The following is a 24,150-nucleotide window of genomic DNA, read 5'->3' on the forward strand; positions in this document are numbered from 1 at the left end:
TTGCCCACCGTCGGCCGTCGAAAGCCTTCGACAGGAGCCCCGCGCAATGACCTCCGAAATCTCCGTCGGTCGCCCCACGCCCATCACCGCAGCGACCGTCACCCAGCGCCCCTCCGGGATGCCGATCCACAAGTACGGCCCGTACGAGGCCGTGGACCTGCCGGACCGGACCTGGCCGGACAACCGGATCACCAAGGCGCCGCGCTGGCTCTCCACCGACCTGCGGGACGGCAACCAGGCGCTGATCGACCCGATGTCGCCGGCCCGCAAGCGCGAGATGTTCGACCTGCTGGTGCGCATGGGCTACAAGGAGATCGAGGTCGGGTTCCCGTCGTCCGGCGAGACCGACTTCAACTTCGTACGGTCGATCATCGAAGAGGGCGCGATCCCCGACGACGTCACGATCTCCGTGCTGACCCAGGCCCGCGAGGACCTGATCGAGCGGACCGTCGAGTCGCTGCGCGGCGCCAAGCGCGCCACCGTCCACCTGTACAACGCGACCGCCCCGACCTTCCGCCGGGTGGTCTTCCGCGGCTCCAAGGACGACATCAAGCAGATCGCCGTGGACGGCACCCGGCTGGTGATGGAGTACGCGGAGAAGATCCTCGGCGACGAGACGGTCTTCGGGTACCAGTACAGCCCCGAGATCTTCACCGACACCGAGCTGGACTTCGCCCTGGAGGTCTGCGAGGCGGTCTGCGACGTCTGGCGGCCCGAGGAAGGCCGCGAGATCATCCTCAACCTGCCCGCCACGGTGGAGCGTTCGACGCCGTCCACGCACGCGGACCGGTTCGAGTGGATGGCGCGCCACCTGACCCGGCGCGAGTACGTGTGCCTGAGCGTCCACCCGCACAACGACCGCGGTACGGCCGTGGCCGCCGCCGAGCTGGCGATCATGGCGGGCGCCGACCGCATCGAGGGCTGCCTGTTCGGGCAGGGCGAGCGCACCGGCAACGTCGACCTGGTGACCCTGGGCATGAACCTCTTCAGCCAGGGCGTCGACCCGCAGATCGACTTCTCGCAGATCGACGAGATCCGCCGGACCAGCGAGTACTGCAACCAGATGGAGGTCCACCCGCGCCACCCCTACGCGGGCGACCTGGTCTACACCGCCTTCTCCGGCTCCCACCAGGACGCCATCAAGAAGGGCTTCGACGCCATGGAGGCCGATGCGGCCGCCGCCGGCAAGACCGTGGACGACATCGAGTGGGCGGTACCGTACCTGCCCATCGACCCGAAGGACGTGGGCCGCTCCTACGAGGCCGTCATCCGGGTCAACTCGCAGTCCGGCAAGGGCGGTATCGCCTACGTCCTGAAGAACGACCACAAGCTGGACCTGCCGCGCCGGATGCAGATCGAGTTCTCCCGGATCATCCAGGAGAAGACCGACGCCGAGGGCGGCGAGGTCACGCCGACCGCCATCTGGTCCGCCTTCCAGGACGAGTACCTGCCCAACCCCGAGAACCCCTGGGGCCGCATCCAGGTCAAGAACGGTCAGACCACGACGGACCGGGACGGCATCGACGCGCTGACCGTCGAGGCGGTCGTCGACGGCCAGGACACCGTGCTGACCGGCTCCGGCAACGGCCCGATCTCCGCGTTCTTCGACGCCCTGCAGGGCATCGGCGTGGACGTACGGCTGCTGGACTACCAGGAGCACACGATGAGCGAGGGCGCCTCCGCGCAGGCCGCCTCGTACATCGAGTGCGCGATCGGCGACAAGGTCCTGTGGGGCATCGGCATCGACGCGAACACCACCCGCGCCTCGCTGAAGGCCGTGGTCTCCGCCGTCAACCGCGCGGGTCGCTGAGCCGGCACCTCCACCGATCGGCTCCGACCTGCGCCGATCCACCCTCGATCACGATCGCGCCCCGCAGCTCACCGCGAGCCGCGGGGGCGCGGTCGTGCGCGGAGCGGCACCATCCGGCCGGTTGTCCGATACGAGGTGCTGACGGCGCATCAATGATGTGGCTAACATCACGTCCAACACGGCGATGGGGGCGTGGGGGTCTCTCCTGTGCCTTGAGGGCGACGGGGAGTTACGGAGGCTGACGGAATGCACAAGGTGTGTGTGATGGGAGTGCGCACGTGCTGGCGTACCGTCGCCGACGGTGAGTTCTTCTGTCCGGACTGCGGCGGCGACCGCAACTACCTTCGACGCACCGGCCACCGCCGCCTCACCCTCCTCGGCGTTCCGCTCCTCTCCCGCGGCCACACCGGCCCGGTGCTGGAGTGCTCCGCCTGCCACGGCCGCTTCGGCCTGGACGCCCTCGACCACCCCACCACCGTCCGCTTCTCCGCGATGCTGCGGGACGCCGTCCACACCGTCACGCTCGCACTGCTGGCCGCCGGCGGGACGTCCTCCCGTGCGGTCCGGGAGACCGCCGTGGACGCCGTCCGCACGGCCGGCTTCCCGGACTGCTCCGAGGACCAGCTGCTGACCCTCCTCGCCGCCCTCGCCGCCGACACCGGGCGGCTCACCGGCACCTACGACGCGGTGACCGGCGGCCACTGCGGCCACGCCGGCCTCGACCCCTGCGGCACCGCGCTGGCCATAGAGCTGCACGAGGCCCTGGAACCGCTGGCCCCGCATCTCGCGCCGGCCGGGCGGGAGTCGCTGCTCCTCCAGGGCGCCCGGATCGCCCTCGCGGACGGCGCCTACACGCCCGCGGAGCGCGAGGTGCTCACCACGGTCGGCGGTGCGCTGACCCTCGGCCCGGCGGACACCGAGCGGCTGCTCGCCGCGGCGGCGCGCACGCCCTCGTAGGTCCGGGCTCCGCTGTCGGCGGGCGCCCCTCGCGGCGATGCCGATCGCGAGGGGGAGCAAAGGTTGCGGCCCCCGTCGCCGCCGGGGCGGTGACGGGGGCCGTGAACTCCTCGGGTGCCGACGGCGGTTACGCGTCCGCCGGCGGCGTCAGGCGCACCGGAAGGCCCCGCAGGCCGCCCGAGATGAAGCCGCCCGAGGGCTGCAACTCCTCGGCCGGTACGGCCAGTTGGAGCTCCGGGAAGCGTGCGAAGAGGGCCGGGAGGGCGATCCGGGCCTCCATACGGGCCAGCGGGGCGCCCAGGCAGTGGTGCACGCCGTGGCCGAAGGCCAGATGCTCCTGGACGCCGCGCCGGACGTCGAACGTGTCCGCGCCGGGGCCGTGGAACTCCGGGTCGCGGCCGGCGCCTGCGTACCCGGGGAGGATCGCGTCGCCCTTGCGGATGATGATCCCGTCCGGCAGCTCGATGTCCTCCACCGCGAAGCGCAGCGGCAGGCTCGCGATGCTGGGGGCCCAGCGCAGCGTCTCCTCGATCACGTCGTTCCACGGCACCTGGCCCGACAGCACCAGCTTGAGTTGGTCGGGGTGGGTGAGCAGGGCCGTCACCGCGTTGCCGATGAGGTCGACGGTGGTCTCGTGACCGGCGCCGATGACCAGCAGCAGGGTGTCCAGGAGCTCCTGCTCGGTCATCCGCTCGCCGTCGTCGTCCCGTGCGGAGACCAGCAGGCTGGTGAGGTCGTCCGCCGGTGTCTCGCGCTTGGCGGTGACCAGGCCGGTCAGCAGGGTGTGCACGGACGCGGCGGTGGCACCGGCCTGTTCCGGCGTGGCGGTGGTGTCCATGATCGCCTCGACCAGCCGGGCCAGTTCGGCGCGCGGCCCGCCCTCCGGGAAACCGAAGAGCTCGCAGATGACCTGCATGGGCAGCGGGTGGGCGAACACCTCGCGCAGGTCCACGACCGAGCCGGCCGGGCGGTCGGCGAGATCGTCCAGTAAGGCCTGGGTGATCCGCTCGACGCGCGGCAGCATCGCGTCCGTACGGCGGGCGGTGAACGCCGGCGCGATCAGCTTGCGCAGTCGGCGGTGGTCCGGGCCGTACGCGGTGAACATGTTGGTGACGCCGATCCACGACTGCAGCCAACTGCTGCGGATCTCCTCGCGCTGCCAGGCCGGCCAGTGCTCGCGGGGTTCTTGGAGACCCGGTCGTCGGTCAGCAGCGACTTGAGCAGGGCGTGCCGGGTGACCGCCCACGCCTCGATGCCGCCGGGCAGCTCGATCCGGGCCGCCGGGCCTACCGCGCGGAGGCGGGCTGCCTCTCCGTGGATGTCGCTTCCGACCGGGTCGATGACGTAGGGCTGCTGTCCCTGTTGTGCCATGGAGTTGCTCCTGCCTGGTCGGGGGTGATGGGGGAGAAGCGGGCCGGCAGCGCGACCAGGGCCCGGTGGAAGGCGCCGTGCCGCCACTCCAACTCAGCTGCCGGTACGGCGAGTTCGATGTCGGAGAGCCAGGCGGTGAGCCGCTCGATCGCGGTGGTGGCGATCAGCAGCGCGTGCCGCTTCACGGGGCAGGCGTGCGGGCCGGCCGACCAGGACAGGTGCGAACCGCCGCCCGAGCCCGGCACCTCCAGCGAGCTGGTGTCGAACTGGCTGTTGGCGGCCGCGTACGACACCATCACCAGCTGGCCCCGGCGCACCCAGGTCCCGTGGAAGAAGACGTCCCGCACCGGGAAGTGGGCGGAGTAGTTGGTCAGCGGCGGGTCGTTCCACAGCACCTCGTTGATGGCGTCCTGCGGGGTCAGGGCGCCACCGGTGAGGGTGTTGTAGTAGCGGTCGTCGGAGAGCATCCGCGACAGCGAGTTGCCGATGAGGTTGGCGAGCGGTTCGTTGCCCGCGCCCATCACCAGGATGATGTTGTGGATCAGTTCCTCGTCGGACAGCCCGTTGGGATGGTCCATGAACCACGAGGTCAGGTCCGCGCCGCGCTGCGCCTTCTTCGACCCGACCAGCTCCATGATGTACGCGGTGTACGCCTCGTTGGCGGCCGCCGCCTCCTCGGGCGAGGTGCCCTCGATCATCCCGGCGAGGGCCTCGACGAGCCGGTCGCTGTAGGAGTCGGGCAGCCCGAAGAGGTTGTTGAACATCAGCAGCGGGATCAGCCGCGCGTAGTCGGCGATCAGATCGACCTCACCGCGGGCGCCGAACCGCTGGATCAGGGTGTCCGCGGCGTGGTGCACCCGGGCCCGCAGCTCGTGCGGTTCCACCAGCTTGAAGCTGTCGACGATGACGTCCCGGTAGCGGACGTGCGCCGGCCCGTCGCTGTAGAAGACGTTCGGCCGCCAGCCCAGCATCGGCAGGATCGGCGAATCGGCCGGGATGGTCTGCATCCACTCCCGGGAGTCCTTCGACCAGGTCGAGTCGTCGTGCAGCAGGTCGAGCGCCGCGCGGTAGTCGGTGACCAGCATCGCGGTCACGTCGGGCGCGATCTCGACCGGTGCCAGCGCACCGTACTGGCGCAGCTGGGCGTAGTTGCGGGCCGGGTCGGCGGCGAACTCCGGTCCGTAGAGCCTCACCGGCTGTTGCGCGTCGGGCCGGGCCTGCGGGTACGCCATGGCCTGCTGCGGCGGGACCGCGGAGTGCGCCGGGCAGCCCGGCGGCGGCGCGGCGCCCTGCTGCGGTGGCAGCTTCCCCGGGCTCTCGGCTTCGTTGGAGCGGGGGAGACCCCATTCTTCCGGCTGGTGCGGGGAAGTCACGGGTTCGGGTTCTCCTCGGGAGTGTGGGCCAGGACGTGGCCGACGAGCGCGATCAGCGCGTCGACGGACTGGTCGCGGTCGCGGGCGTCGCACAGCACCAGCGGCGTCTCGGGGTGCAGGTCGAGCGCCTCGCGGAGCTTCTCGACGGAGTACTCGGGCGCGTCGGGGAAGGTGTTGACCGCGACCGCGTAGCGCAGCCCGGCCTCCTCGACGATGTCCATCACCTCGAACGAGTCCGCCAGCCGGCGGGTGTCCGCGAGGACCAGGGCGCCCAGCGCGCCGCGGGCGATGTCCTGCCACAGGGGCCGGAAGCGCTTCTGGCCGGGCGTGCCGAACAGGTAGAGCACCAGGTCCCCGGGCAGCGTCAGCCGCCCGAAGTCGATCGCGACGGTGGTGGTGGTCTTCTCCCGTACGCCGGCGAGATCGTCGACGATCGCGCCGGACTGGGTCATGACCTCTTCGGTGTGCAGCGGCGGGGTCTCCGACAGCGCCCGGATGAGCGTCGTCTTGCCGACCCCGAACGGACCCGCGACCAGCAGCTTGACCAGGGTCTGGTTCTCGCCGGAGAGGTACATGTTGCCGGTGCCGGTACCCGTACCGGTCGCGCTGCTAGGACTTGAGAGAGCGGAGTCCATCGAGAACCCTCTCCAGAATCTGCCGGTCGAATTGCTCGGCTTCGGGGATGGGGACACGGGCGTGCAGCCGCCCGGCATCGACAAGGTCGGCCACCAGCACCTTCACCACGCTGACGGGCAGGTGAAGGTGGGCGGCGACCTCGGCCAGAGACAGCGCCCCGGGCTGCAGCAGCTCCAGGATGCGGTGCTCTTCCGGGCGTACCTCACTGGTGATCGGCATCCCCACGCTGTGCAGCAGGGTGAGCCGGTCCAACGTGTTGCGGCTGGGGCGGGCGCGTCCGCCGGTGGCCAGGTAGGCCGGGACGAGGCGCCTGCCGCTGCTCTGGCGGGGCGTCATGCCGGGTTACCGAGGTCCCGGGCCGGGCTGTTCATCACCTTGCTGCCCAGCGTCGTCACCTGGATCTGCATGTGGTGCGCGACGACTCCCATGTTCACCTCCGGGTCGGCGAAGACGGCCAGGCAGGTGTTCTCGCCGGCCGGTATCGCGAAGACGAAGCCCTCGTCGGACTCGATGACGGTCTGCCGCAGCCGGGTGTCGTCCTTCTCGGCGAACGCAGCGGTGACGGCGCGCGCGGCGCCCTGGAGCGCGGACATCATCGCGGCGACACCCTCGCCCGCCTCCCGGGACAGCCCCGGCGAGGCACCCTCGATGAAGCCGTCACCGGAGATCACGGCTGCGTGGATAACATGCGGCAACTCCAAGAGCGGCGCCAGCACCCAGGACTTGTCCTCGGCGACACGGCGGCGGGTGGGGCTGTTCATGACTGGGCGTTCCCTTCGGGACTGCGAGGGGGTTCTGACTGGGCGGCTGCCCGGCCGGTTTCGGTGCCCCGCTGGAGGGCGGCCCACCGGGATCCGGTCTCCTCCGGAGAGCGCGGGGGAATCGGTTCGGAGCGCGGGGCCTGCTCGGCCTCCGACACGGGCTTGCGGCGGCGCCGGCGTGGCAGTTCGCCCTCGGCGGCCGGCGCGTCGTACGAGGCGTGCACGGCGGGCGCGGCGGGTGCCGCGGGGGCGGCCGGCGCGGTCGGCGCGGGAGCCGGCTGACCGGCGGGCGCTGCCGAGGAGGGCGCCGCCCCGGTCGGCAGGGCGGAGGAGGATCGTTCCGTCATCCCGGAACGGTGCGGCAGCGGAGCCATTACGGACATGGGCTGGGCACTCTCGTCGAGGACGGTGAGGAGGGGGTCACCCGGGATGTACACCACGGCCCGCACGCCGCCGTACGGCGACGGCTCGACGTGCACCCCGAAGCCGTACTGGCGCACCAGCTGGCCGGCCGCGGCGAAACCGGACCGCGGCGGGTCGCCGAGCTGGGTCAGCAGCAGATCGCCGTCGCCCGCCAGCAGCTCCATCGCCGCCTTGATCTCGTCGTCGTGCATGCCGACGCCGTAGTCGTCGATGATCACCGAGGCGCCGCGGTTGCCCTGCTGGAGGGTGATCGTCACCGGCAGCTCACGGTGCGAGTGGTGCAGCGCGTTGGCCAGCAGCTCGGTGACGGTGATCGCGATCGGCTCGACGGCCCGCGCGACGACCGCGATCGGGTCCCGCAGCTGGTTGCTGATCTGCACGCGCTCGTAGCCGCGCAGCCGGGACATGGCGCCCACGACCAGCTCGGCCAGGTACGAGTCCTCGCGGGTCAGGCCCGGCCAGGCGCCGCAGACCACGCCGGTGGCCTGCACGCGCCGCAGCGCCTGCTCGTTGAGGAAGTCCGCGTTCAGCAGGGCCTGCGCGATCTCCGGGTCGTCGTAGCGGTGCTGCATCTCCTGCAGCGCCGTCTGCAGGCGGTACAGCAGCGCCTGGATGGTGGTGGTCGCGCCGCGGAGCGCCGACTGCGCGGCCGCGTCGACCCGCGTGCGCTCCTTGGTGATGGCCTCGCTGACCTGCTCCAGTACGGCGGCGAGCGCCTCGTCCGTCTCCGACCCGGCGAACCGGGCGTCGAGCAGACCGTGCACCGGTACGTGCGGGTGGGCCAGCGCCATCGTCAGATCGGGGAGCCGGGTACCGGCCAGGTGCCGGATCTCGGCCTCGGTGGCCCGCAGCCGGGCCGACAGCTCCGTATTGCTGTGGAGCGTGGCGCTGTTCTGTTCCTCAGCGGCGGCCAGGCGCGCTCTGAGGGCCTTGCGCTGTCCACTGGCCCGGACCGAGAACGCCGCCAGGACCACGGCGGCGGCCGTACCTGCGCTGAGGCACCACAACAGCGCCTCCGGTATGGATGTCATCGAGATCCTCATGTGGGGTACTGACTGGGTCGGCCGGCCATCACGGCGACGTGGTGCCGATCTCACGGGATGCTACCGGGCAGTTGACGTGCCGTGAGGGCCGATCCCAAGGGGCGACTGAGAAGTACGGAAGGTCACCTTCCGCCCGCGATGACCGGACGATAACGTGATGCGGCCCCGTCATCCAGGGAAGATGGCGGGGCCGGTGTGTGCCTGTTGTGTGCCCTTGGTGAAAGCCGGTCAGGGGGTTCGGAACTGCGCGTTCTTGACTGCCGCTATGAAAGTGGACCAAGCGCCCGCGGGCACTGTCAGGGCGGGGCCCTGGGGGGTCTTGCTGTCGCGGATGGGGACCACTCCGGGGAAGTCGTCGGCGACTTCGACGCAGCTGCCGCCGTTGGTGTCGCTGTAGCTGCTCTTGCGCCACCGAGCACTGCTCAGGTCGTACTCGCGCATTGTTTGTAGTCCTCTACCATCGACTCGATCAGGGGCAGGGATGCCTCCGGCGACAGCGCGGCGGCCCTTGCCAGATCGTAGCTTTGCTGTACGTGCCTCACTACGGCCGGTTCGTCCAGCAGATTCCCCGAATACACGCCCTCTGTATAGGCGGTTGGCGGCGCGTCCTCGAACTCCATGAGCGTCACCATCTTGCCGATGAAGGAAAACGCGCCGGCCGCGAACGGAAGTACCTGCACCAGGATCTTGCGTTCGTGGACGAGCCGCGCAACGTGCTCCAACTGCTCGGCCATAACGGCCGGGCCTCCCACTGGTACGCGCAGTACCGCTTCGTGCAGGACGGCCCAATACGCCGGACGATCAGCGGGCTTGAGGACCGCCGCCCGGTCGAGTCGGGCGCGGACTTTTTCCTCGATGTGCTCGTCCGACGCCAATGGGCTGCCCGCCAGCATCAACGCCCGCGCATAAGCCGACGTCTGCAGCAGTCCTGGCACGAGCATCGACTCGAACTCACAGATCTTCGTAGCCAGCCGTTCCAGATCCGCCGCTGCCGCGAAGTAGGAGGCATACGGCGAAGCCTCCAGCAGCTTTCGGTAGAGGCGCTCGAAAAAGCCGTCCGTATTCAGCGCCTCGTCGATCTGGATCGCCATTTCCAGGCGCGGCCGGCGTTCCGCGGACTCGAACCTGCAGACCAATGCGCGGGACGCGAACAGCCTCCGCCCCAGTTCCGCCTGACTCAGACCGGCTGCCTCCCGGCGGTTCGTGAGTTCCGAGCCCCAGAACTCCCAGCCGACCTGCTGTGACGCGTTGGTCATCGCCCACCCCTCTTGCTGTGCTGTTCTCTTGCTGTGCTGTTCTTTCGGTCACAGCCTAGTTCCGGAGCGTCACCATGCGGGTGCGAACGGTGAACCCGGCCGACCCCCTCTCCGCATGCGCCAGAATGGGCGCCATGAGTCTGTTCCGCGACGACGGCATCGTGCTGCGCACCCAGAAGCTGGGTGAGGCGGACCGGATCATCACGCTGCTCACCCGCGGCCACGGCCGGGTCCGTGCCGTGGCCCGGGGTGTGCGGCGGACGAAGTCGAAGTTCGGGGCGCGGCTGGAGCCGTTCTCGCACGTGGACGTGCAGTTCTACGCCCGCGGCAGCGAGCTCGTCGGGCGCGGGCTGCCGCTCTGTACGCAGAGCGAGACGATCGCCGCGTACGGCGGCGGCATCGTCACGGACTACGCCCGTTACACCGCCGGCACGGCCATGCTGGAGACCGCCGAGCGGTTCACCGACCACGAGGGCGAGCCGGCCGTTCAGCAGTACCTGCTGCTGGTCGGCGGGCTGCGGACGCTCGCGCGCGGGGAGCACGCGCCGCACCTCGTGCTCGACGCGTTCCTGCTGCGCTCGCTGGCCGTGAATGGTTACGCGCCGAGTTTCGACAGCTGCGCGCGGTGCGGGATGCCGGGCCCGAACCGGTTCTTCTCGGTCGCGTCGGGCGGGGTGATCTGCGGCGAGTGCCGGGTGCCCGGGAGCGTCGTACCCTCCTCGGAGGCCATCGGGCTCCTGAGCGCGCTGCTGACCGGCGACTGGGAGACCGCGGACGCCTGCGAGGCCCGCCACGCACGGGAGGGCAGCGGGCTGGTCACGGCCTATTTGCACTGGCACCTGGAGCGGGGGCTGCGCTCCCTGAGGTATGTAGAGCAGTAGGGCAGCAGGCGCGGTGACGCAGTGGTCACCCGCGCACAACGACAATCCTCGAAGCGACACAGCGACACAGCGACACATAGGAGACGTGGGCCGCATGGCACGACGCGGGATTCTGGGCCGTAACCGACGCGAGTACGTCACGCCCGAGCCGCACCCTTCGGGCGCGCGGCCGCCGAAGATCCCCGGGGAGCTCGTCCCGAACCATGTGGCCGTGGTCATGGACGGCAACGGCCGGTGGGCGAAGGAGCGGGGCCTGCCGCGCACCGAGGGCCACAAGGTCGGCGAGGGCGTCGTGCTGGACGTCCTCAAGGGCTGCATCGAAATGGGCGTGAAGAACCTTTCGCTCTACGCCTTTTCCACCGAGAACTGGAAGCGGTCACCGGACGAGGTGAAGTTCCTGATGAACTTCAACCGCGATGTCATCCGGCGGCGGCGCGACGAAATGGACGCGCTCGGTATTCGTATCCGGTGGGTCGGGCGGATGCCGAAGCTGTGGAAGTCCGTGGTGCAGGAGCTCCAGATCGCCCAGGAGCAGACCAAGAACAATGACGCGATGACGCTGTATTTCTGCGTGAATTACGGCGGTCGGGCGGAGATCGCGGACGCCGCGGCGGCCATCGCCCGGGACGTGCGGGCCGGGAAGCTGGACCCGTCGAAGGTCAACGAGAAGACCGTCGCGAAGTACATGTACTACCCGGACATGCCGGACGTGGATCTCTTCGTGCGGCCGTCCGGTGAGCAGCGCACCTCGAACTACCTGATCTGGCAGAGCGCGTACGCCGAGATGGTCTTCCAGGACATCCTGTGGCCGGACTTCGACCGGCGGAACCTGTGGGACGCGTGCCTGGAGTACGCCAAGCGGGACCGGCGGTTCGGTGCCGCGCCGGTGGCGGAGGGCGAGTCCGCGACCTGACGGCCTGCGACGCGTACGGCCCGGCTTCCTGTGCTCCAGGAAGCCGGGCCGTACGCGTACCGGCCCTGATGGGCCTCAGCGGCAAGCCGCAGCGGTCTAGAGGCCGTTGCGGCGGTACGGCACGTACGGCTGGCCGATCGACCTCTCGTGCGCCGCGTCGCCCGAGTAGTACGGGTACGGGATGACGTGCGAGACGGTGCCCTGGGAGCCGTTGTCCTCCAGGGCGATGTACTTGGTGTGCGCCTCGTCGGCCCAGCCGCCGAAGAGGACGGTGTGATCGCCGGCGATCAGGGCGTCGCCCGGCTGCAGGTCGTCCTTGGTGATGGCGTGGGCGGTGTTGCCGCCCATCAGGCCGTAGGTGTTCAGGCCCGGGGGTTCGAGGCCCAGGCGGCGGAGACGAAGCCGGAGCAGTCGTCGCGGTAGCCGTTGGTGGTGGCCGACTGGCTGTAGCCGATGCGGTGGTTCACCCGCTCCAGGGCCCGGTCGATGATGTCCTTGCGCTCCTTGGGGAGCCCGGAGGTGTCGGGGGCGTCCTGCACGCCGGCGCCGGTGGTGGTGTGGTGCTTGCCCGGCGACCAGGCGTCCCAGTCGCCCTTCGTCTCCCACTTGCCGTCGCCGTGGCCCTGGGTGGGAGCCGGGCCGCCGGTGCCGCCACCGCCACCCCCGCCGTGGCCGCCGCCGCTCGCGCCGCCGCCCCCTCCGCCGCCTCCGGAGCCGGAGCCGCCACCGGCGCCGTGCGAGCCGGTCTGCGGCGACTTGGGCGCGTCGTGGTGCTTGCCGTCCTTGATCTTCTTGAGGTCTTCCTCGATCTTCTTCTCGTTGGCCTCGTACTCGGCCTTGACCTGCTTGATCTTGTCGGCGTCCGCCGCGAGCCCGTCGAGCAACTGGGACTTCTCCGCCGCCAGGCGCGCGCTCACCTCGGCGATCTCCTTGACGTCGGCGAGCACCTGATAGGCGATGCCGAAGCCGGGGAGGCTCGCGAGCGGCGCGGTCGCGAGATCGATGGTCGAGGCCGCCTCCATGGCGTCCCTGACGTCGCACAGTCGCCGGTGCAGTTCCAGCATCCGCTCGGCGGCGGAGCGCCAGTCCTTCTCGATGGTGTTGAGCTCCGCCATCTCGACACCGAACGTGTCGCCTGCCATCCGTACAACCCCCGTGCTGTCGTGGCTCGTCAGGAGACCTGGGTCAGGAGACCTGGGTCAGTAGACCTGGGACAGCCGGGTGACGGCCTGGCCCAGCGTGGTGAGATCGTCGGAGATCTGGTTCATCTCCTTGACGCGGCCGTGCGCGACGGTGACGAAGGCGTCGGACGCCGGGCCGTGCCAGGTCAGCTTTCCGAGCGCGGTATTGACCTCCTTGGTCAATCCGTCCAGCTCCTTGCTGAGCTTGGCCAGCTCGGCCGCGATCTTCTGCAGGTCCGCGTCGCCGCCGCCGAACATCTGGGTCAGTACCCAGTGCGCGATCTCGGCGGGCGCCATCATGACGTCCTTGCCGACCTCGACCACGTCGCCGACGAGCTGTTTGCCGTCTTCCCAGAGGTCCCCGAGACCCATTACTACCCCCGTGTGGGCGCGAGCACCGCGCCGATAGCCAACCGAGGCTACCACTAGCGTGTACCTGTCACCCATGCGTCGCCCGGCCGGGCACGAGCGGGCCATACGAAGGGGCCGCCTCCGATCAACTCGGCGGCGGCCCCGGCGTATGCGCGGCTCAGGAGGCTACTTCTCGGCGGCGGCCCGCTCCGCGCACTCGCCGCACGTACCGAAGATCTCGATCGTGTGCGCCACGTCCCGGAAGCCGTGCTCGGCGGCGATCTGGTCGGCCCACTTCTCCACCGCGGGGCCCTCGACCTCGACGGCCTTGCCGCAGCTCCGGCAGACGAGGTGGTGGTGATGGTCGTCGGTGCTGCACCGGCGGTAGACCGCCTCGCCCTCGCTGGTGCGCAGCACGTCGACCTCGCCGGCGTCGGCGAGCGACTGCAGCGTCCGGTAGACGGTGGTCAGCCCGACCGAGTCGCCCCGGTGCTTGAGCATGTCGTGCAGCTCCTGGGCACTGCGGAACTCGTCCACCTCGTCGAGTGCGGCGGACACCGCGGTCCGCTGCCGCGTCGACCGGCCGCGTACCGGAGATCCCGCGCTCGTCGCCACCGTTGCCTCCCTTAGGACGTCAGGTCTTCCCCCTGCGCATGCGTCCCGCCATTGTGCCAGGTGATGACCGGCCCCCCGGTGGGACGCTTACCGGCGTGCGGCTATCCGGCCACGCTCACGTCGTCCGGGGCGGAGCGGCCGGCGGGTACCTCCAGGGTGCACCCCGCATCGGGCTGTGCGGCAGCCCTGGCGCGCTTTTTCGCGAGCGGCGTGGCGAGCGCGGTCAGCACGACGAACAGGCCGATGGCGAACAGCACGATCGTGGCACCGGACGGGACGTCCACGTAGTACGAGGTGGTGGTGCCCGTAAGGGTGACCGCGACACCGATCGCGACGGCCACCGAGAAGGTGACCGCGAAGCTGCGGCTGATCTGCTGGGCGGCCGCGACCGGGATCACCATCAGCGCGCTGACCAGCAGCAGCCCGACCACCCGCATGGCGACGGTGACGGTGACCGCGGCGGTGACCGCGATCAGCAGGTTCAGCAGCCGGACCGGCAGACCGGTCACCCGCGCGAACTCCTCGTCCTGGCAGACCGCGAACAGCTGGCGGCGCAGCCCGACGGTGATCGCCAGGACCAGCGCGGCGAGCACGTAGATCGTCGTCATGTCCTGCGGCGAGACGGTCGTGATCGAGCCGAAGAGGTACGTGCCGAGGTTGGCGTTGGAGCCGGCGTCGGAGAGGTTCATCAGCATCACGCCGCCCGCCATACCGCCGTAGAACAGCATGGCCAGCGCGAGGTCGCCGCGGGTCTTGCCGTACCAGCGGATCAGCTCCATGACGACCGAGCCGGCGACCGCGACGGCGGTGGCGACCCAGACCGGGCTCTGGTTGAGCAGGAAGCCCAGCCCGACGCCGGTGAGCGCGACATGGCCGATTCCGTCGCCCATCAGGGCCTGGCGGCGCTGGACGAGGTAGATGCCGATGGCGGGCGCGGTGATGCCGACGATCAGGGCGGCGATCAGGGCCCGCTGCATGAAGGCGTAGTTCAGGATGTCCATCAGGTGAGCAACCCCGTCCGGATCGGTTCCGCGGCCGCGTCGGCGTGCGGGTGGACATGGTCGTGGCCGGGGAGGGCGTGCTGGCCCACGGCCTCGGGCGGCGGGCCGTCGTGGACGACGCAGCCGTCGCGCAGCACCACCGCGCGGTCGATCAGCGGCTCCAGCGGGCCGAGCTCGTGCAGGACGAGCAGGACGGTGGTGCCGCGGGCGACCTGCTCGCGCAGGGCGGCGGCGAGCACCTCCTGGCTGGCGAGGTCCACGCCGGCCATCGGCTCGTCCATGATCAGCAGTTCCGGTTCGCCGGCCAGCGCCCGGGCTATCAGCACCCGCTGGTGCTGTCCGCCGGAGAGCGCGTTGACCGAGTCCTTGGCGCGGTCGGCCATGCCGACCAGCTCCAGCGCGTGGTGCACCGCGGCCCGGTCGGCCTTGCGCAGCACGCCCAGCTTCGTACGGGCCAGCCGGCCGGCCGTGACGACCTCGCGGACGGTGGCGGGCACCCCGCCGGCCGCGGTGGTGCGCTGCGGGACGTAGCCGACCCGGGCCCAGGACCTGAACCGGCGGAACTCCGTGCCGAACAGGGACAGCGAGCCGCCGCTGAGCGGGACCTGGCCGATCACCGACCGGACGGCGGTGGACTTGCCGGAGCCGTTCGCGCCGAGCAGCGCGACGACCTCGCCGGAGCGCACCGTCAGGTCGACGCCGCGCAACACCGGGCGGGCGCCCAGCGATGCGGTGGCGCCGCGCAGGTCGATGACCGGCTCGGGGAGCGGTTCCTTCACGGTGACCTCCGTGGGGTGCGGGGTGGGCTGGTCGGTGCCGTTCACTTGCCGCCGAGCGCCTTCTGCAGCGCCGCGAGGTTGGCGCGCTGCACGCCGAAGTAGTCCTTGCCGCGGGACTTGGCGGTGATCCCTTCCAGCGGGTCGAGGACGTCGGTCTTCAGGTGCAGGTCGCCGGCCAAAGCCTCGGCGGTGGCCGGGTTGGCGATGGTCTCGAAGAAGACCGTGGAGACGTGGTGCTCGGTGGCGAGGGTGTGCAGGGCCTTGATGCGGTGCGCGCTGGGCTCGGACTCGGGGTCGAGGCCGCTGATGGCCTCCTCGGTCAGGCCGTAGCGCTCGGCGAGGTAGCCGAAGGCCGCGTGGGTGGTGAGGAAGGTGTCCGAGGCCCGGTTCTTCAGGCCGTCCTTGAACTCCGCGTCCAGGCCGGTGAGCTTCTTCACCAGGGCGTCGGTGTTCTTCTGGTAGTCGGCCCGGTGCTTCGGGTCGGCCTTGGCGAGGGTCTTGTTGACGCCCTTGGCGACCTCGGCGTACTTCACCGGGTCGAGCCAGACGTGCGGGTCCTTGCCGCCCTCGGCGTCGGAGTGCGAGTGGTTGTCGCCGGTGGTGTGGTGGTGGCCGTCGACCTCGGTGCCGTGCTTTTCGAGGGAGGTCAGGGCGGCGGCGTCGGCGATGTTCTTGACTCCGGACTGGGCGACCGCGGCGTCCACGGCGGGCTGCAGTCCCTTGAGGTAGACCACCGCGCCGGACTCGCCGAGCTGGGCGGTCTGCTTGGCGGTGAGCTCCAGGTCGTGCGGCTCGACGCCCGGCTTGGTGAGGTCGGTCACCTCGACGTGCTTCCCGCCGATCTGCTCGGCGAGGAATTCCATGGGATAGAAGGACGCTGTCACCTTCAGCCTGCCGTCGGCCGTCTTGCCGCTGGCGGTGGGGGCGCAGCCGCTGAGGGCCAGCAGGCCGAGCCCGGCGGCTCCGGCGACCGCGACGGTGGCGAGGTGACGACGTATGTTCATGACACTCATTTTCAACAAACCTGGAAACGATTGTCAATAAACCTCGGGCCGGTGTGAGCGGGCCGACAGTGGCCGGGAACCGATTTGGTCCCGGGGCGGCGCCCGCCGGTACCCTGAACTATTCGCCCAGCCGTCTTGCGACCTGCACCCCCGACGAGACGCGAGGGCGCCGCCCAATTCATCGTTCGTCGTCGTAATGAAGAGAGCACCGTGGCCGCCGACAAGATCGATACCATCGTCAGCCTGAGCAAGCGCCGTGGCTTCGTTTACCCCTGCAGTGAGATCTACGGCGGCTCCCGGGCTGCCTGGGACTACGGTCCGCTGGGCGTCGAGCTCAAGGAGAACATCAAGCGGCAGTGGTGGCGCGCCATGGTCACCTCGCGCGAGGACGTCGTCGGCATCGACTCGTCGGTGATCCTGGCGCCCGAGGTGTGGCAGGCGTCCGGCCACGTCGCCACCTTCACCGACCCGCTCACCGAGTGCACCTCCTGCCACAAGCGCTTCCGCGCCGACCACCTGGAGGAGGCGTACGAGGCCAAGCACGGCAAGCTGCCCGAGAACGGCCTCGCGGACATCAACTGCCCGCACTGCGGCAACAAGGGCGGCTTCACCGAGCCCAAGCAGTTCTCCGGCCTGCTCTCCACCCACCTCGGCCCGTCCCAGGACACCGCCTCGGTCGCCTACCTGCGCCCCGAGACCGCCCAGGGCATCTTCACCAACTTCGCCCAGGTCCAGCAGACCTCGCGCAAGAAGCCCCCGTTCGGCATCGCGCAGATGGGCAAGTCCTTCCGGAACGAGATCACTCCGGGCAACTTCATCTTCCGCACCCGCGAGTTCGAGCAGATGGAGATGGAGTTCTTCGTCAAGCCGGGCGAGGACGAGCAGTGGCAGGAATACTGGATGGAGCAGCGGTGGAACTGGTACCGCGACCTCGGCATCCGCGAGGAGAACATCCGGTGGTACGAGCACCCGAAGGAGAAGCTCTCCCACTACTCCAAGCGCACCGCTGACATCGAGTACCGCTTCAACTTCGGCGGCACCGAGTTCTCCGAGCTGGAGGGTGTGGCCAACCGGACGGACTTCGACCTCTCCGCCCACTCCAAGGCATCTGGCCAGGACCTGTCGTACTTCGACCAGGAGGCCGGCGAGCGCTGGACCCCCTACGTCATCGAGCCGGCGGCCGGTGTCAACCGCGCGATGCTCGCCTTCATGCTCGACGCCTACATCGAGGACGAGGCGCCCAACGCCAAGGGCAAGATGGAGAAGCGCACGGTCATGCGCCTCGACCCGCGCCTGGCGCCGGTCAAGGTCGCGGTGCTGCCGCTGTCCCGCAACCCGCAGCTCTCCCCGAAGGCCAAGGGCCTCGCCGCGGACCTGCGGAAGAACTGGAACATCGAGTTCGACGACGCGGGCGCCATCGGCCGCCGCTACCGCCGCCAGGACGAGATCGGCACCCCGTTCTGCGTCACCGTCGACTTCGACACCCTCGACGACAACGCGGTCACCGTCCGCGAGCGCGACACCATGAAGCAGGAGCGCGTCAGCCTGGACCAGATCCAGCCGTACCTGGCCGCGCGTCTGCTGGGCTGCTGAGTCGGTCCGCTGTAGCTGACCGGGGCCGGTTCCCTTGGGGAACCGGCCCCGGCTTTTTCATGGCGTGGCAACCGGCCCAGGGGGGCCTTGGCGGCTGAGTCGTCCGGGGTTTCCCTGGCCTCTGGAGTGCCTGGCCCCCTCGGAGTGCCCCGCCCTCTGGAGTGCGCCGGCCCCTGGAGTGCCCCGCCCCCGGAGTACCCCCCGGGAGTGCCCCGCCCCCCCGGGAGTGCCCCGCCCCCCCGGGAGCGCCCCACCCCTCCCCGGAGTGCCCGACCCCTGGGGAATGCCCCACCCCTCCCGGAGTACCCCACCCCTGGGGAATGCCCCACCCCTCCCGGAGTACCCCACTCCTCGGGAATGCCCCGCCCCTCGGGAATACCCCACCCCCGCCCGTACGTTGTGGCCCCGAAGGGGGGCCTCGCGTCCCCTACGGGATCTGTTCGGCGGCCCTTAGGTGGTCCGCTGGGCGCCCGCTGCCTGCTTGCTGCGGTGCCCCGCCGCTGGGTGCCCCGCTGAGTGCCCCGTGGAGTGCCCGTCTCTCACGTGCCCGTCCCTCGCGTGCCCCGTCCCTTGCGTGCCCCGTCTCTCAAGTGCCCGGTCGCTCAACGGCCCCGCGCCGGGCGGGTGGTGAGCCAGGTGCAGAGGGCGGCGAGGGGGAGTTCGGCGGCCACGGCCATGGCTATGGCGGTGGCCAGTTCCGTGCCGGGGGCGGCGGTGGCGAGGTCGATGCAGGCGTCGGCGAACAGGAGGACGGCCGCGGCGCCGGCCGGGGCGCGGTGGCGGGGGTCGGCGCGCAGGACGCGGAGGCCGGCGGTGAGCAGTGCGGCGGCCTCCATGGCGTCGAGGGCGACCCAGGCGGTGGCCTCGGCGGGCGGCAGGGTGCCGGCGAGGTAGCCGAGCCAGGGCAGCAGCGCGAGCCCGGCACCCACGAGGACGCGACCCTGCCAGCGGCGGGCGCGGCTCAGTCGCAGCCCCCCGCGGACGGCCCCGTTCGCCGTGCAACGTCCGTTGTCGACAGGGGGGTTGAAGGCGATCAGGGCCATGGCGGAGGTCTCTTTCAAGGTCACGAACCCGGCCTTCGGGCTCGTGATCAAGACTCCGGTTTTCGCCGGTCACGGTCAGTAACGCGGCTGACCGACTTGGGGTGGCACCAGCTACACCCCCCGTACGGCAATGGGCTTCATGGCAGGTCGCGGCGCCCGCCACATACCGTTGGATCATGAAGATTCCGCCCCGGACCCGGCGCGCGCTCACCCGGCTGTCCCGCGATACGTACTTCCTGGCCCTGGGTGCGCCGCTGCACCTCCTCATCGGGTTCCTGCTGTTCATGGCCTTCGGTCTCGTCTGGGAGATCGTCGAGGGGAACGACAGCAGCGTGCCGGTGGTCCTGGGGCTCACGCTGGTGCTCACCGCGTCGTCCGTGCCCGCGCTGACCGCCGCCCAACGCTGGCGCTTCCGGCAGTTCCTGGGGATCGACATCCCCGCTCCGGGGTGGTGGTGGCGGCGGTGGCAGCGGCGGTTCGGCTACCACTGCCTGGTCGGTGCGCTGCTCGGCGGGCTCGAAGTGCTGGTGCTCGGCCTACTGTTGGCGGGTCTGGCCGCCGGCACGGTGTGCCTGTGGATATGGGCGGTTCCCCTGGAATGGCGGGTCGGTCATCCCGGGTACTACACCCAGGCCAGCTACGTCACCGTCGCCGGGCTCGCCGCGCTCGCCGCGGTCCCCTCCCTCGCCGCGGCCCTGGTGCGGCTGGAGACGCACCTCGCGCCCGGTCTGCTGGGTCCCGACCCGAGCGAGGACCTGGAGCGGCGGGTGATCGACCTCACCGAGAGCCGGGCCGGTGCGGTCGACGCGGCGGATGCCGAACGGCGCCGCATCGAACGGGACCTGCACGACGGTGCGCAGCAGCGCCTGGTGTCGCTGGCCCTGAACCTGGGTCTGGCCAAGGCGACGCTGACCGACCTGCCGCCCGAGGTCCGCGAGGTGATCGACACCGCGCACCGGGAGGCGAAGGAGGCCATCGAGGAACTCAGCAGTCTGGTGCGCGGCCTGCACCCGGCGGTCCTGGACGAGCTGGGGCTGGATGCCGCGCTCTCCGGGCTCGCCGCCCGGGCGACGCTGCCCGTACGGCTGCGGGTGGATCTGGCGCAGCGCACCGTGCCGGCCATCGAGGCGGTGGCGTACTTCGTGGTCTCCGAGGCGCTGACGAACGTGGCCAAGCACGCCCCGGAGGCGACCCGGGTGGATGTGACGGTCACCAGGCTGGGCGAGATACTGCGGGTGGTGATCGCCGACGACGGTGCGGGCGGGGCCGATCCGTCCAAGGGGAGTGGTCTCACCGGGCTCGCCCAGCGCGTGCGGTCCGTGGACGGAACATTCCGGATGAGCAGCCCCGTGGGGGGCCCGACCATGATGAGCGTGGAGCTGCCGTGCCCGAGGTGAGGCGTGAGGTGGGGCGTGATGTGGGGGATGACATGGGGCGTGGGGTAGCGGCCGAGGTGGCTGGTGCGCAGGGTGCCGGTCCGGGTGCGGTACGGCGGGCCGTGATCGCCGAGGACTCCGTTCTGCTGCGGATCGGGCTGGTCAAGGTCGTGGAGATGGCCGGGTTCGAGGTGGCCGCCGAGGCGGGGGACGCCGAGGGGCTGCTGGCGGCGGTCGCCGAACACCGGCCGGACCTCGCGGTGGTGGACGTGCGGATGCCGCCCGGCTTCACGGACGAGGGGGTGCGCGCCGCCCTGTCGATCCGCCAGCAGTGGCCCGGTACCGCGGTGTTGATGCTGTCGCAGTACGTCGAGGAGCGGTACGCGGCGGATCTGCTGGCCTCGAACACCAGCGGTGTGGGCTATCTGCTCAAGCAACGGGTGGCGGACGTCCAGGAGTTCCTTGAGGCGCTGCGGCGGGTGGCCGACGGTGGTACCGCGCTGGATCCACAGGTCGTCGCGCAGCTGCTGGTGCGGCGGTCGAGCGATCCGCTGGAGCGGCTGACCGCCCGTGAGCGGGAGGTCCTCGCGTTGATGGCCGAGGGCCGCTCGAACGCGGGGATCGCCGCCGGGCTCGTGGTGAGCGAGAGCGCGGTCGCCAAGCACATCAACAACATCCTCGCCAAGCTGGACCTCCCGAAGGCCGACGCCGACCACCGCCGGGTCCTGGCGGTGCTGCGGTTCCTGGGGGTCGGCGGCTAGGGGGCTACCCGGTCGCGCGGGCTCGAACCGAGGTCCGCCGACCGCCGGGGTATTCGATCCGGGCCGGGCCTTTCCGCGTGAAATCCGGCCCGGAACGCATTTCCTGCCCCGCCTCGTGCATCCATTGCCTCTTTTCCCGCGTCTCACAGGCGAGTGGCCTTGTCCTATGGGCCGCACCGCAGGGGTATTTGGAGTATTCAATTTGAAAACCGGCATTAAGGGCATTCGTCGCGTCTCCGCGGCAGTCGTCACCGCGGGTGCCGTTCTGACGGCCGGGGCGTTCGCCGCTCCGGCGCAGGCCGCCACACTCCCGACGCCCACGATCACCGCCGCCGGCGGTTTCGTGATGAACAACAGCACGGGCCAGTCCCTGTTCACCAAGGCTGCGGACACCCGGCGTTCCACCGGCTCCACCACCAAGATCATGACGGCTCGGGTGGTGCTCGCGCAGTCGAACCTCGACCTGGATTCCAAGGTCACGGTCCAGAAGGCGTACAGCGACTACATCGTCGACAACAACTGGGCCTCCTCGGCCCACTTGATCGTCGGCGACAAGGTCACGGTCCGTCAGCTGCTCTACGGGCTGATGCTGCCGTCCGGCTGCGACGCCGCCTACGCGCTCGCCGACAAGTTCGGCAGCGGCTCCACCCGGGCCGCGCGGGTCAAGTCGTTCATCGGCAAGATGAACACCACGGCCAAGAGCCTCGGCCTGACGAACACGCACTTCGACTCGTTCGACGGCATCGGCCACGGCGCGAACTACTCGACGCCGCGCGACCTCACCAAGCTCGCCAGCAGCGCGATGAAGTACTCCACGTTCCGTACGGTCGTGAAGACGAAGTCGACGAAGCAGAAGGTCACGACCAAGAGCGGTGGCTACCGCTACATGGAGTGGACCAACACCAACCCGCTGCTGGGCACTTACGCCGGCACCATCGGCGTCAAGACCGGCTCGGGTCCGGAGGCCAAGTTCTGCCTGGCCTTCGCCGCCACCCGTAACGGCAAGACCGTCATCGGTACCGTCCTCGCCTCCTCGTCGGTTTCCAACCGCACGGCGGACGCGAAGAAGCTGTTGGACTACGCGTTCAAGAAGTAGCCCGTACAGCTCGGGTCGTGACGACTCGGGTCAAGGGGGCCTGTCGGCGGCCGTTCGGTCGCGGGCAGGCCCTCTGCCGTTTCCGCTGGTCTACGGCGCGACCGTCGGGTCCGTCGGGTCCGTCGCGTCTGTCGGGTCCGCCGGGCCGGACGGGGCGGGGCGCAGGCCGCGGAGGACCAGATCGCGGACCGCCTCGAAGTCGGCGGTGATCTCCGGACGGGACCACTCGGCTGCGTAACACGGGTCGTGGAAGCGGCCGGTGGCGTCGAAGACGGCGCGGGCCGTGACGGCGGGAGAGGGGGTCTGGAAGGTGCCCTCGCCGACGCCGTCCTCGATGATCCGGGTCAGCTGGGACTCCAGATCCGTGACGTGCCGGTCGACCACCCCACCGCTCTCGCCGATCAGCGCCATGTACGTCGCGAACAGCTCGGGATCGTCGCCCGCCTTGTGCCGCTTGGCCTCGAAGAGCGCGGTCAGCCAGCGGTCCAGCCGCTCGGCCGCCGGACCCTCCTCCGTCACGATGCCGGACAGCTGCCGGCTCGTACGGTCCAGCCAGCGCGCCGTGACCGCCTCCCGCAGCGCCGTCTTCGTACGGAAGTGGCGGTAGACGCTGCCGTGGCTGACGCCCAGGGCGCGCGCCACGTCCACGACCGTGGCCTTCGCCGGGCCGTAGCGGCGCAGCACCTCCTCGGTGGCTTCGAGGATGCGCTCGGGGGTCAACGACTCGGGGGGCATGGGGCGGACGGCCTTTCGGGAGGGGCGGACGGGCGGGTACGGACCACGGTGGGCGGGCGCCGGGCGGCATCCGTACCGGATCCGCGGGCGGGGCCGGTGGCGCACCTGGGCGCACCCGGGTCCCCGCGCGGTACCTACGGACGGTACCTGGCCGCCCCCGCGGGCCGCCGCCCCGCCGGTGGTCAGCGCTCGCTGTCGAGGTGGGCCATCTGCTCGGCGGGGTACCGGTCGCCGGCCGCGGCACCGGCCGGGACGGCCCGCTCGATCGCGGCGAGGTCCTCCGCGTCCAGCGTCACGTCCAGGGCTCCGAGCGCCTCGGTGAGCCGGTCCCGGCGGCGCGCACCGACCAGCGGGACGATGTCCTCGCCGCGGGAGAGCACCCAGGCGATGGCTATCTGGGCCACCGAGGCGCCCTTCTGCTCGGCGATCTTGCGCAGCGCGTCGACCAGGTCGAGGTTGCGGTCGAGGTTCTCGCCCTGGAAGCGCGGGCTCATCCCGCGGAAGTCGTTGGCGGCGAGCTTGCGGTCCCGGCCGAAGTGGCCGCTGATCAGGCCGCGGGAGAGCACGCCGTAGGCCGTGATGCCGATGCCCAGCTCGCGGGCGGTGGGCAGGATCGCGTCCTCGATGCCGCGGGAGATGAGGGAGTACTCGATCTGGAGGTCGGCGATCGGGGCCACGGCGGCCGCGCGGCGCAGCGATTCCGCGCCGACCTCGGAGAGGCCGATGTGCCGGACGTGTCCCGCCTCCACGAGCTCGGCGATGGCGCCGACCGTCTCCTCGACGGGGACGTCCGGGTCGAGCCGGGCGATCCGGTAGATGTCGATGTGGTCGGTGCCGAGGCGCTGGAGGGAGTAGGCGGCGAAGTTCTTCACGGCGTCGGGCCGGCCGTCGTAGCCGGTGAAGGCGCCCTCGACGGTGCGCAGCGCGCCGAACTTCACGCTGATCTGCGCCCGTTCGCGGGCCGCGGTGGGGGCGGTGTGCAGCGCCTCGTTGATCAGCAGTTCGTTGTGGCCCATGCCGTAGAAGTCGCCGGTGTCGAGCAGGGTGATGCCGGCGTCGAGGGCGGCGTGGATCGTGGCGAGGGATTCCGCGCGGTCGCTGTCGCCGTAGAGGGCGGACATGCCCATGCAGCCGAGGCCGAGGGCGGAGGTCTGCGGGCCGGTGGTGCCCAGGGTGCGGGTCTGCACTGCG

25 protein-coding genes and 1 pseudogene are annotated in these 24,150 nt (G+C 70.6%); 8 read left to right on the forward strand and 18 right to left on the reverse strand.

The window, feature by feature from the left end; all coding sequences use genetic code 11:
- Positions 1-46: 46 nt before the first annotated feature.
- The gene (leuA, locus tag OJ254_RS15430; protein ID WP_265362789.1) at positions 47-1,810 is read left to right on the forward strand and encodes a 2-isopropylmalate synthase; all 1,764 of its coding nucleotides are present in this window, start codon (positions 47-49) and stop codon (positions 1,808-1,810) included.
- 246 nt (positions 1,811-2,056) lie between these two features.
- Positions 2,057-2,767, forward strand: a complete 711-nt coding sequence (locus OJ254_RS15435; RefSeq protein WP_265362790.1) for a TerB family tellurite resistance protein — start codon at positions 2,057-2,059, stop codon at positions 2,765-2,767.
- A gap of 127 nt (positions 2,768-2,894) precedes the next feature.
- Here OJ254_RS15435 and OJ254_RS15440 read toward each other — a convergent pair.
- The 8 genes and pseudogenes from OJ254_RS15440 to OJ254_RS15475 all read right to left on the reverse strand — a co-directional run bounded on the left by OJ254_RS15440 (position 2,895) and on the right by OJ254_RS15475 (position 9,630).
- Positions 2,895-4,138 (reverse strand): annotated as a pseudogene (locus OJ254_RS15440) (cytochrome P450 family protein).
- Positions 4,054-5,511, reverse strand: coding sequence for a cytochrome P450 (locus tag OJ254_RS15445; protein WP_423835901.1), 1,458 nt, complete (start codon positions 5,509-5,511; stop codon positions 4,054-4,056). The pseudogene OJ254_RS15440 and the gene OJ254_RS15445 overlap by 85 nt, the downstream one beginning before the upstream one ends.
- Positions 5,508-6,086, reverse strand: a complete 579-nt coding sequence (locus OJ254_RS15450) for a GTP-binding protein (RefSeq protein ID WP_265365167.1) — start codon at positions 6,084-6,086, stop codon at positions 5,508-5,510. Before OJ254_RS15450 ends, OJ254_RS15445 begins: the two co-directional genes overlap by 4 nt.
- Positions 6,087-6,120: 34 nt before the next feature.
- A complete protein-coding gene (locus tag OJ254_RS15455; protein WP_030413708.1) occupies positions 6,121-6,483 on the reverse strand; it encodes a DUF742 domain-containing protein in 363 nt (120 codons plus the stop codon).
- Entirely contained in the window at positions 6,480-6,908 is a 429-nt protein-coding gene (locus tag OJ254_RS15460; protein WP_261951557.1) for a roadblock/LC7 domain-containing protein, read from the reverse strand. Before OJ254_RS15460 ends, OJ254_RS15455 begins: the two co-directional genes overlap by 4 nt.
- On the reverse strand, positions 6,905-8,362 hold the full coding sequence (locus OJ254_RS15465; RefSeq protein WP_265362791.1) for an ATP-binding protein: 1,458 nt from the start codon (positions 8,360-8,362) through the stop codon (positions 6,905-6,907). Before OJ254_RS15465 ends, OJ254_RS15460 begins: the two co-directional genes overlap by 4 nt.
- 240 nt (positions 8,363-8,602) lie before the next feature.
- Positions 8,603-8,815: a DUF397 domain-containing protein gene (locus OJ254_RS15470; RefSeq protein WP_265362792.1), complete on the reverse strand. Its 213-nt coding sequence runs from the start codon at positions 8,813-8,815 to the stop codon at positions 8,603-8,605.
- Positions 8,797-9,630 carry a helix-turn-helix domain-containing protein gene (locus OJ254_RS15475; protein WP_265362793.1) on the reverse strand — a complete coding sequence of 278 codons (834 nt, stop codon included), beginning with the start codon at positions 9,628-9,630 and terminating at the stop codon, positions 8,797-8,799. Before OJ254_RS15475 ends, OJ254_RS15470 begins: the two co-directional genes overlap by 19 nt.
- Before the next feature lie 134 nt (positions 9,631-9,764).
- Here OJ254_RS15475 and recO point away from each other — a divergent pair, with 134 nt between their 5' ends.
- Both recO and OJ254_RS15485 read left to right on the forward strand, forming a co-directional pair.
- Positions 9,765-10,511: a DNA repair protein RecO gene (gene recO / locus OJ254_RS15480; protein WP_261951561.1), complete on the forward strand. Its 747-nt coding sequence runs from the start codon at positions 9,765-9,767 to the stop codon at positions 10,509-10,511.
- A gap of 94 nt (positions 10,512-10,605) precedes the next feature.
- A complete protein-coding gene (locus OJ254_RS15485) occupies positions 10,606-11,424 on the forward strand; it encodes an isoprenyl transferase (protein ID WP_261951562.1) in 819 nt (272 codons plus the stop codon).
- Between the two features lie 96 nt (positions 11,425-11,520).
- Here OJ254_RS15485 and OJ254_RS15490 read toward each other — a convergent pair whose 3' ends face one another.
- The 7 genes from OJ254_RS15490 to OJ254_RS15520 form a co-directional block, all read right to left on the reverse strand.
- Positions 11,521-11,772, reverse strand: a complete 252-nt coding sequence (locus OJ254_RS15490) for a hypothetical protein (protein WP_265362794.1) — start codon at positions 11,770-11,772, stop codon at positions 11,521-11,523.
- 14 nt (positions 11,773-11,786) lie between these two features.
- On the reverse strand, positions 11,787-12,566 hold the full coding sequence (locus tag OJ254_RS15495) for a hypothetical protein (RefSeq protein WP_265362795.1): 780 nt from the start codon (positions 12,564-12,566) through the stop codon (positions 11,787-11,789).
- 57 nt (positions 12,567-12,623) lie between these two features.
- Positions 12,624-12,977, reverse strand: a complete 354-nt coding sequence (locus tag OJ254_RS15500; protein WP_265362796.1) for a WXG100 family type VII secretion target — start codon at positions 12,975-12,977, stop codon at positions 12,624-12,626.
- A gap of 165 nt (positions 12,978-13,142) precedes the next feature.
- Positions 13,143-13,571 carry a Fur family transcriptional regulator gene (locus OJ254_RS15505; protein ID WP_261951565.1) on the reverse strand — a complete coding sequence of 143 codons (429 nt, stop codon included), beginning with the start codon at positions 13,569-13,571 and terminating at the stop codon, positions 13,143-13,145.
- A 101-nt stretch (positions 13,572-13,672) separates the two neighbouring features.
- Positions 13,673-14,572: a metal ABC transporter permease gene (locus OJ254_RS15510; protein ID WP_261951566.1), complete on the reverse strand. Its 900-nt coding sequence runs from the start codon at positions 14,570-14,572 to the stop codon at positions 13,673-13,675.
- Positions 14,572-15,351, reverse strand: a complete 780-nt coding sequence (locus OJ254_RS15515) for a metal ABC transporter ATP-binding protein (RefSeq protein ID WP_265365168.1) — start codon at positions 15,349-15,351, stop codon at positions 14,572-14,574. The genes OJ254_RS15510 and OJ254_RS15515 overlap by 1 nt, the downstream gene beginning before the upstream one ends.
- Positions 15,352-15,392: 41 nt before the next feature.
- Positions 15,393-16,355, reverse strand: a complete 963-nt coding sequence (locus tag OJ254_RS15520) for a metal ABC transporter substrate-binding protein (protein ID WP_265362798.1) — start codon at positions 16,353-16,355, stop codon at positions 15,393-15,395.
- A 210-nt stretch (positions 16,356-16,565) separates the two neighbouring features.
- Here OJ254_RS15520 and OJ254_RS15525 point away from each other — a divergent pair, with 210 nt between their 5' ends.
- Positions 16,566-17,948, forward strand: a complete 1,383-nt coding sequence (locus OJ254_RS15525) for a glycine--tRNA ligase (protein ID WP_265362799.1) — start codon at positions 16,566-16,568, stop codon at positions 17,946-17,948.
- Positions 17,949-18,550: 602 nt separating this feature from the next.
- On the opposite strand, the gene OJ254_RS15530 is transcribed toward OJ254_RS15525, so the two are convergent.
- Entirely contained in the window at positions 18,551-19,015 is a 465-nt protein-coding gene (locus tag OJ254_RS15530; protein ID WP_265362800.1) for a hypothetical protein, read from the reverse strand.
- Between the two features lie 152 nt (positions 19,016-19,167).
- On the opposite strand from OJ254_RS15530, the gene OJ254_RS15535 reads away from it, so the two are divergent.
- From OJ254_RS15535 to OJ254_RS15545, 3 genes are all read left to right on the forward strand, one after another.
- A complete protein-coding gene (locus OJ254_RS15535; protein ID WP_265362801.1) occupies positions 19,168-20,388 on the forward strand; it encodes a sensor histidine kinase in 1,221 nt (406 codons plus the stop codon).
- Positions 20,389-20,489: 101 nt separating this feature from the next.
- Positions 20,490-21,128, forward strand: coding sequence for a response regulator (locus tag OJ254_RS15540; RefSeq protein ID WP_265365169.1), 639 nt, complete (start codon positions 20,490-20,492; stop codon positions 21,126-21,128).
- A gap of 202 nt (positions 21,129-21,330) precedes the next feature.
- Complete coding sequence (locus tag OJ254_RS15545; protein ID WP_265362802.1) at positions 21,331-22,224, forward strand: D-alanyl-D-alanine carboxypeptidase family protein; 894 nt, start codon at positions 21,331-21,333, stop codon at positions 22,222-22,224.
- A 90-nt stretch (positions 22,225-22,314) separates the two neighbouring features.
- Here OJ254_RS15545 and OJ254_RS15550 read toward each other — a convergent pair whose 3' ends face one another.
- The gene (locus OJ254_RS15550; protein WP_265362804.1) at positions 22,315-22,959 is read right to left on the reverse strand and encodes a TetR/AcrR family transcriptional regulator; all 645 of its coding nucleotides are present in this window, start codon (positions 22,957-22,959) and stop codon (positions 22,315-22,317) included.
- 182 nt (positions 22,960-23,141) lie between these two features.
- Positions 23,142-24,146: an aldo/keto reductase gene (locus OJ254_RS15555; protein ID WP_265362805.1), complete on the reverse strand. Its 1,005-nt coding sequence runs from the start codon at positions 24,144-24,146 to the stop codon at positions 23,142-23,144.
- Between the last annotated feature and the right edge of the window lie 4 nt (positions 24,147-24,150).

This window comes from Streptomyces endophytica (assembly GCF_026153355.1).
In the GTDB taxonomy this organism is placed as follows: Bacteria; Actinomycetota; Actinomycetes; order Streptomycetales; family Streptomycetaceae; genus Streptomyces; species Streptomyces endophytica.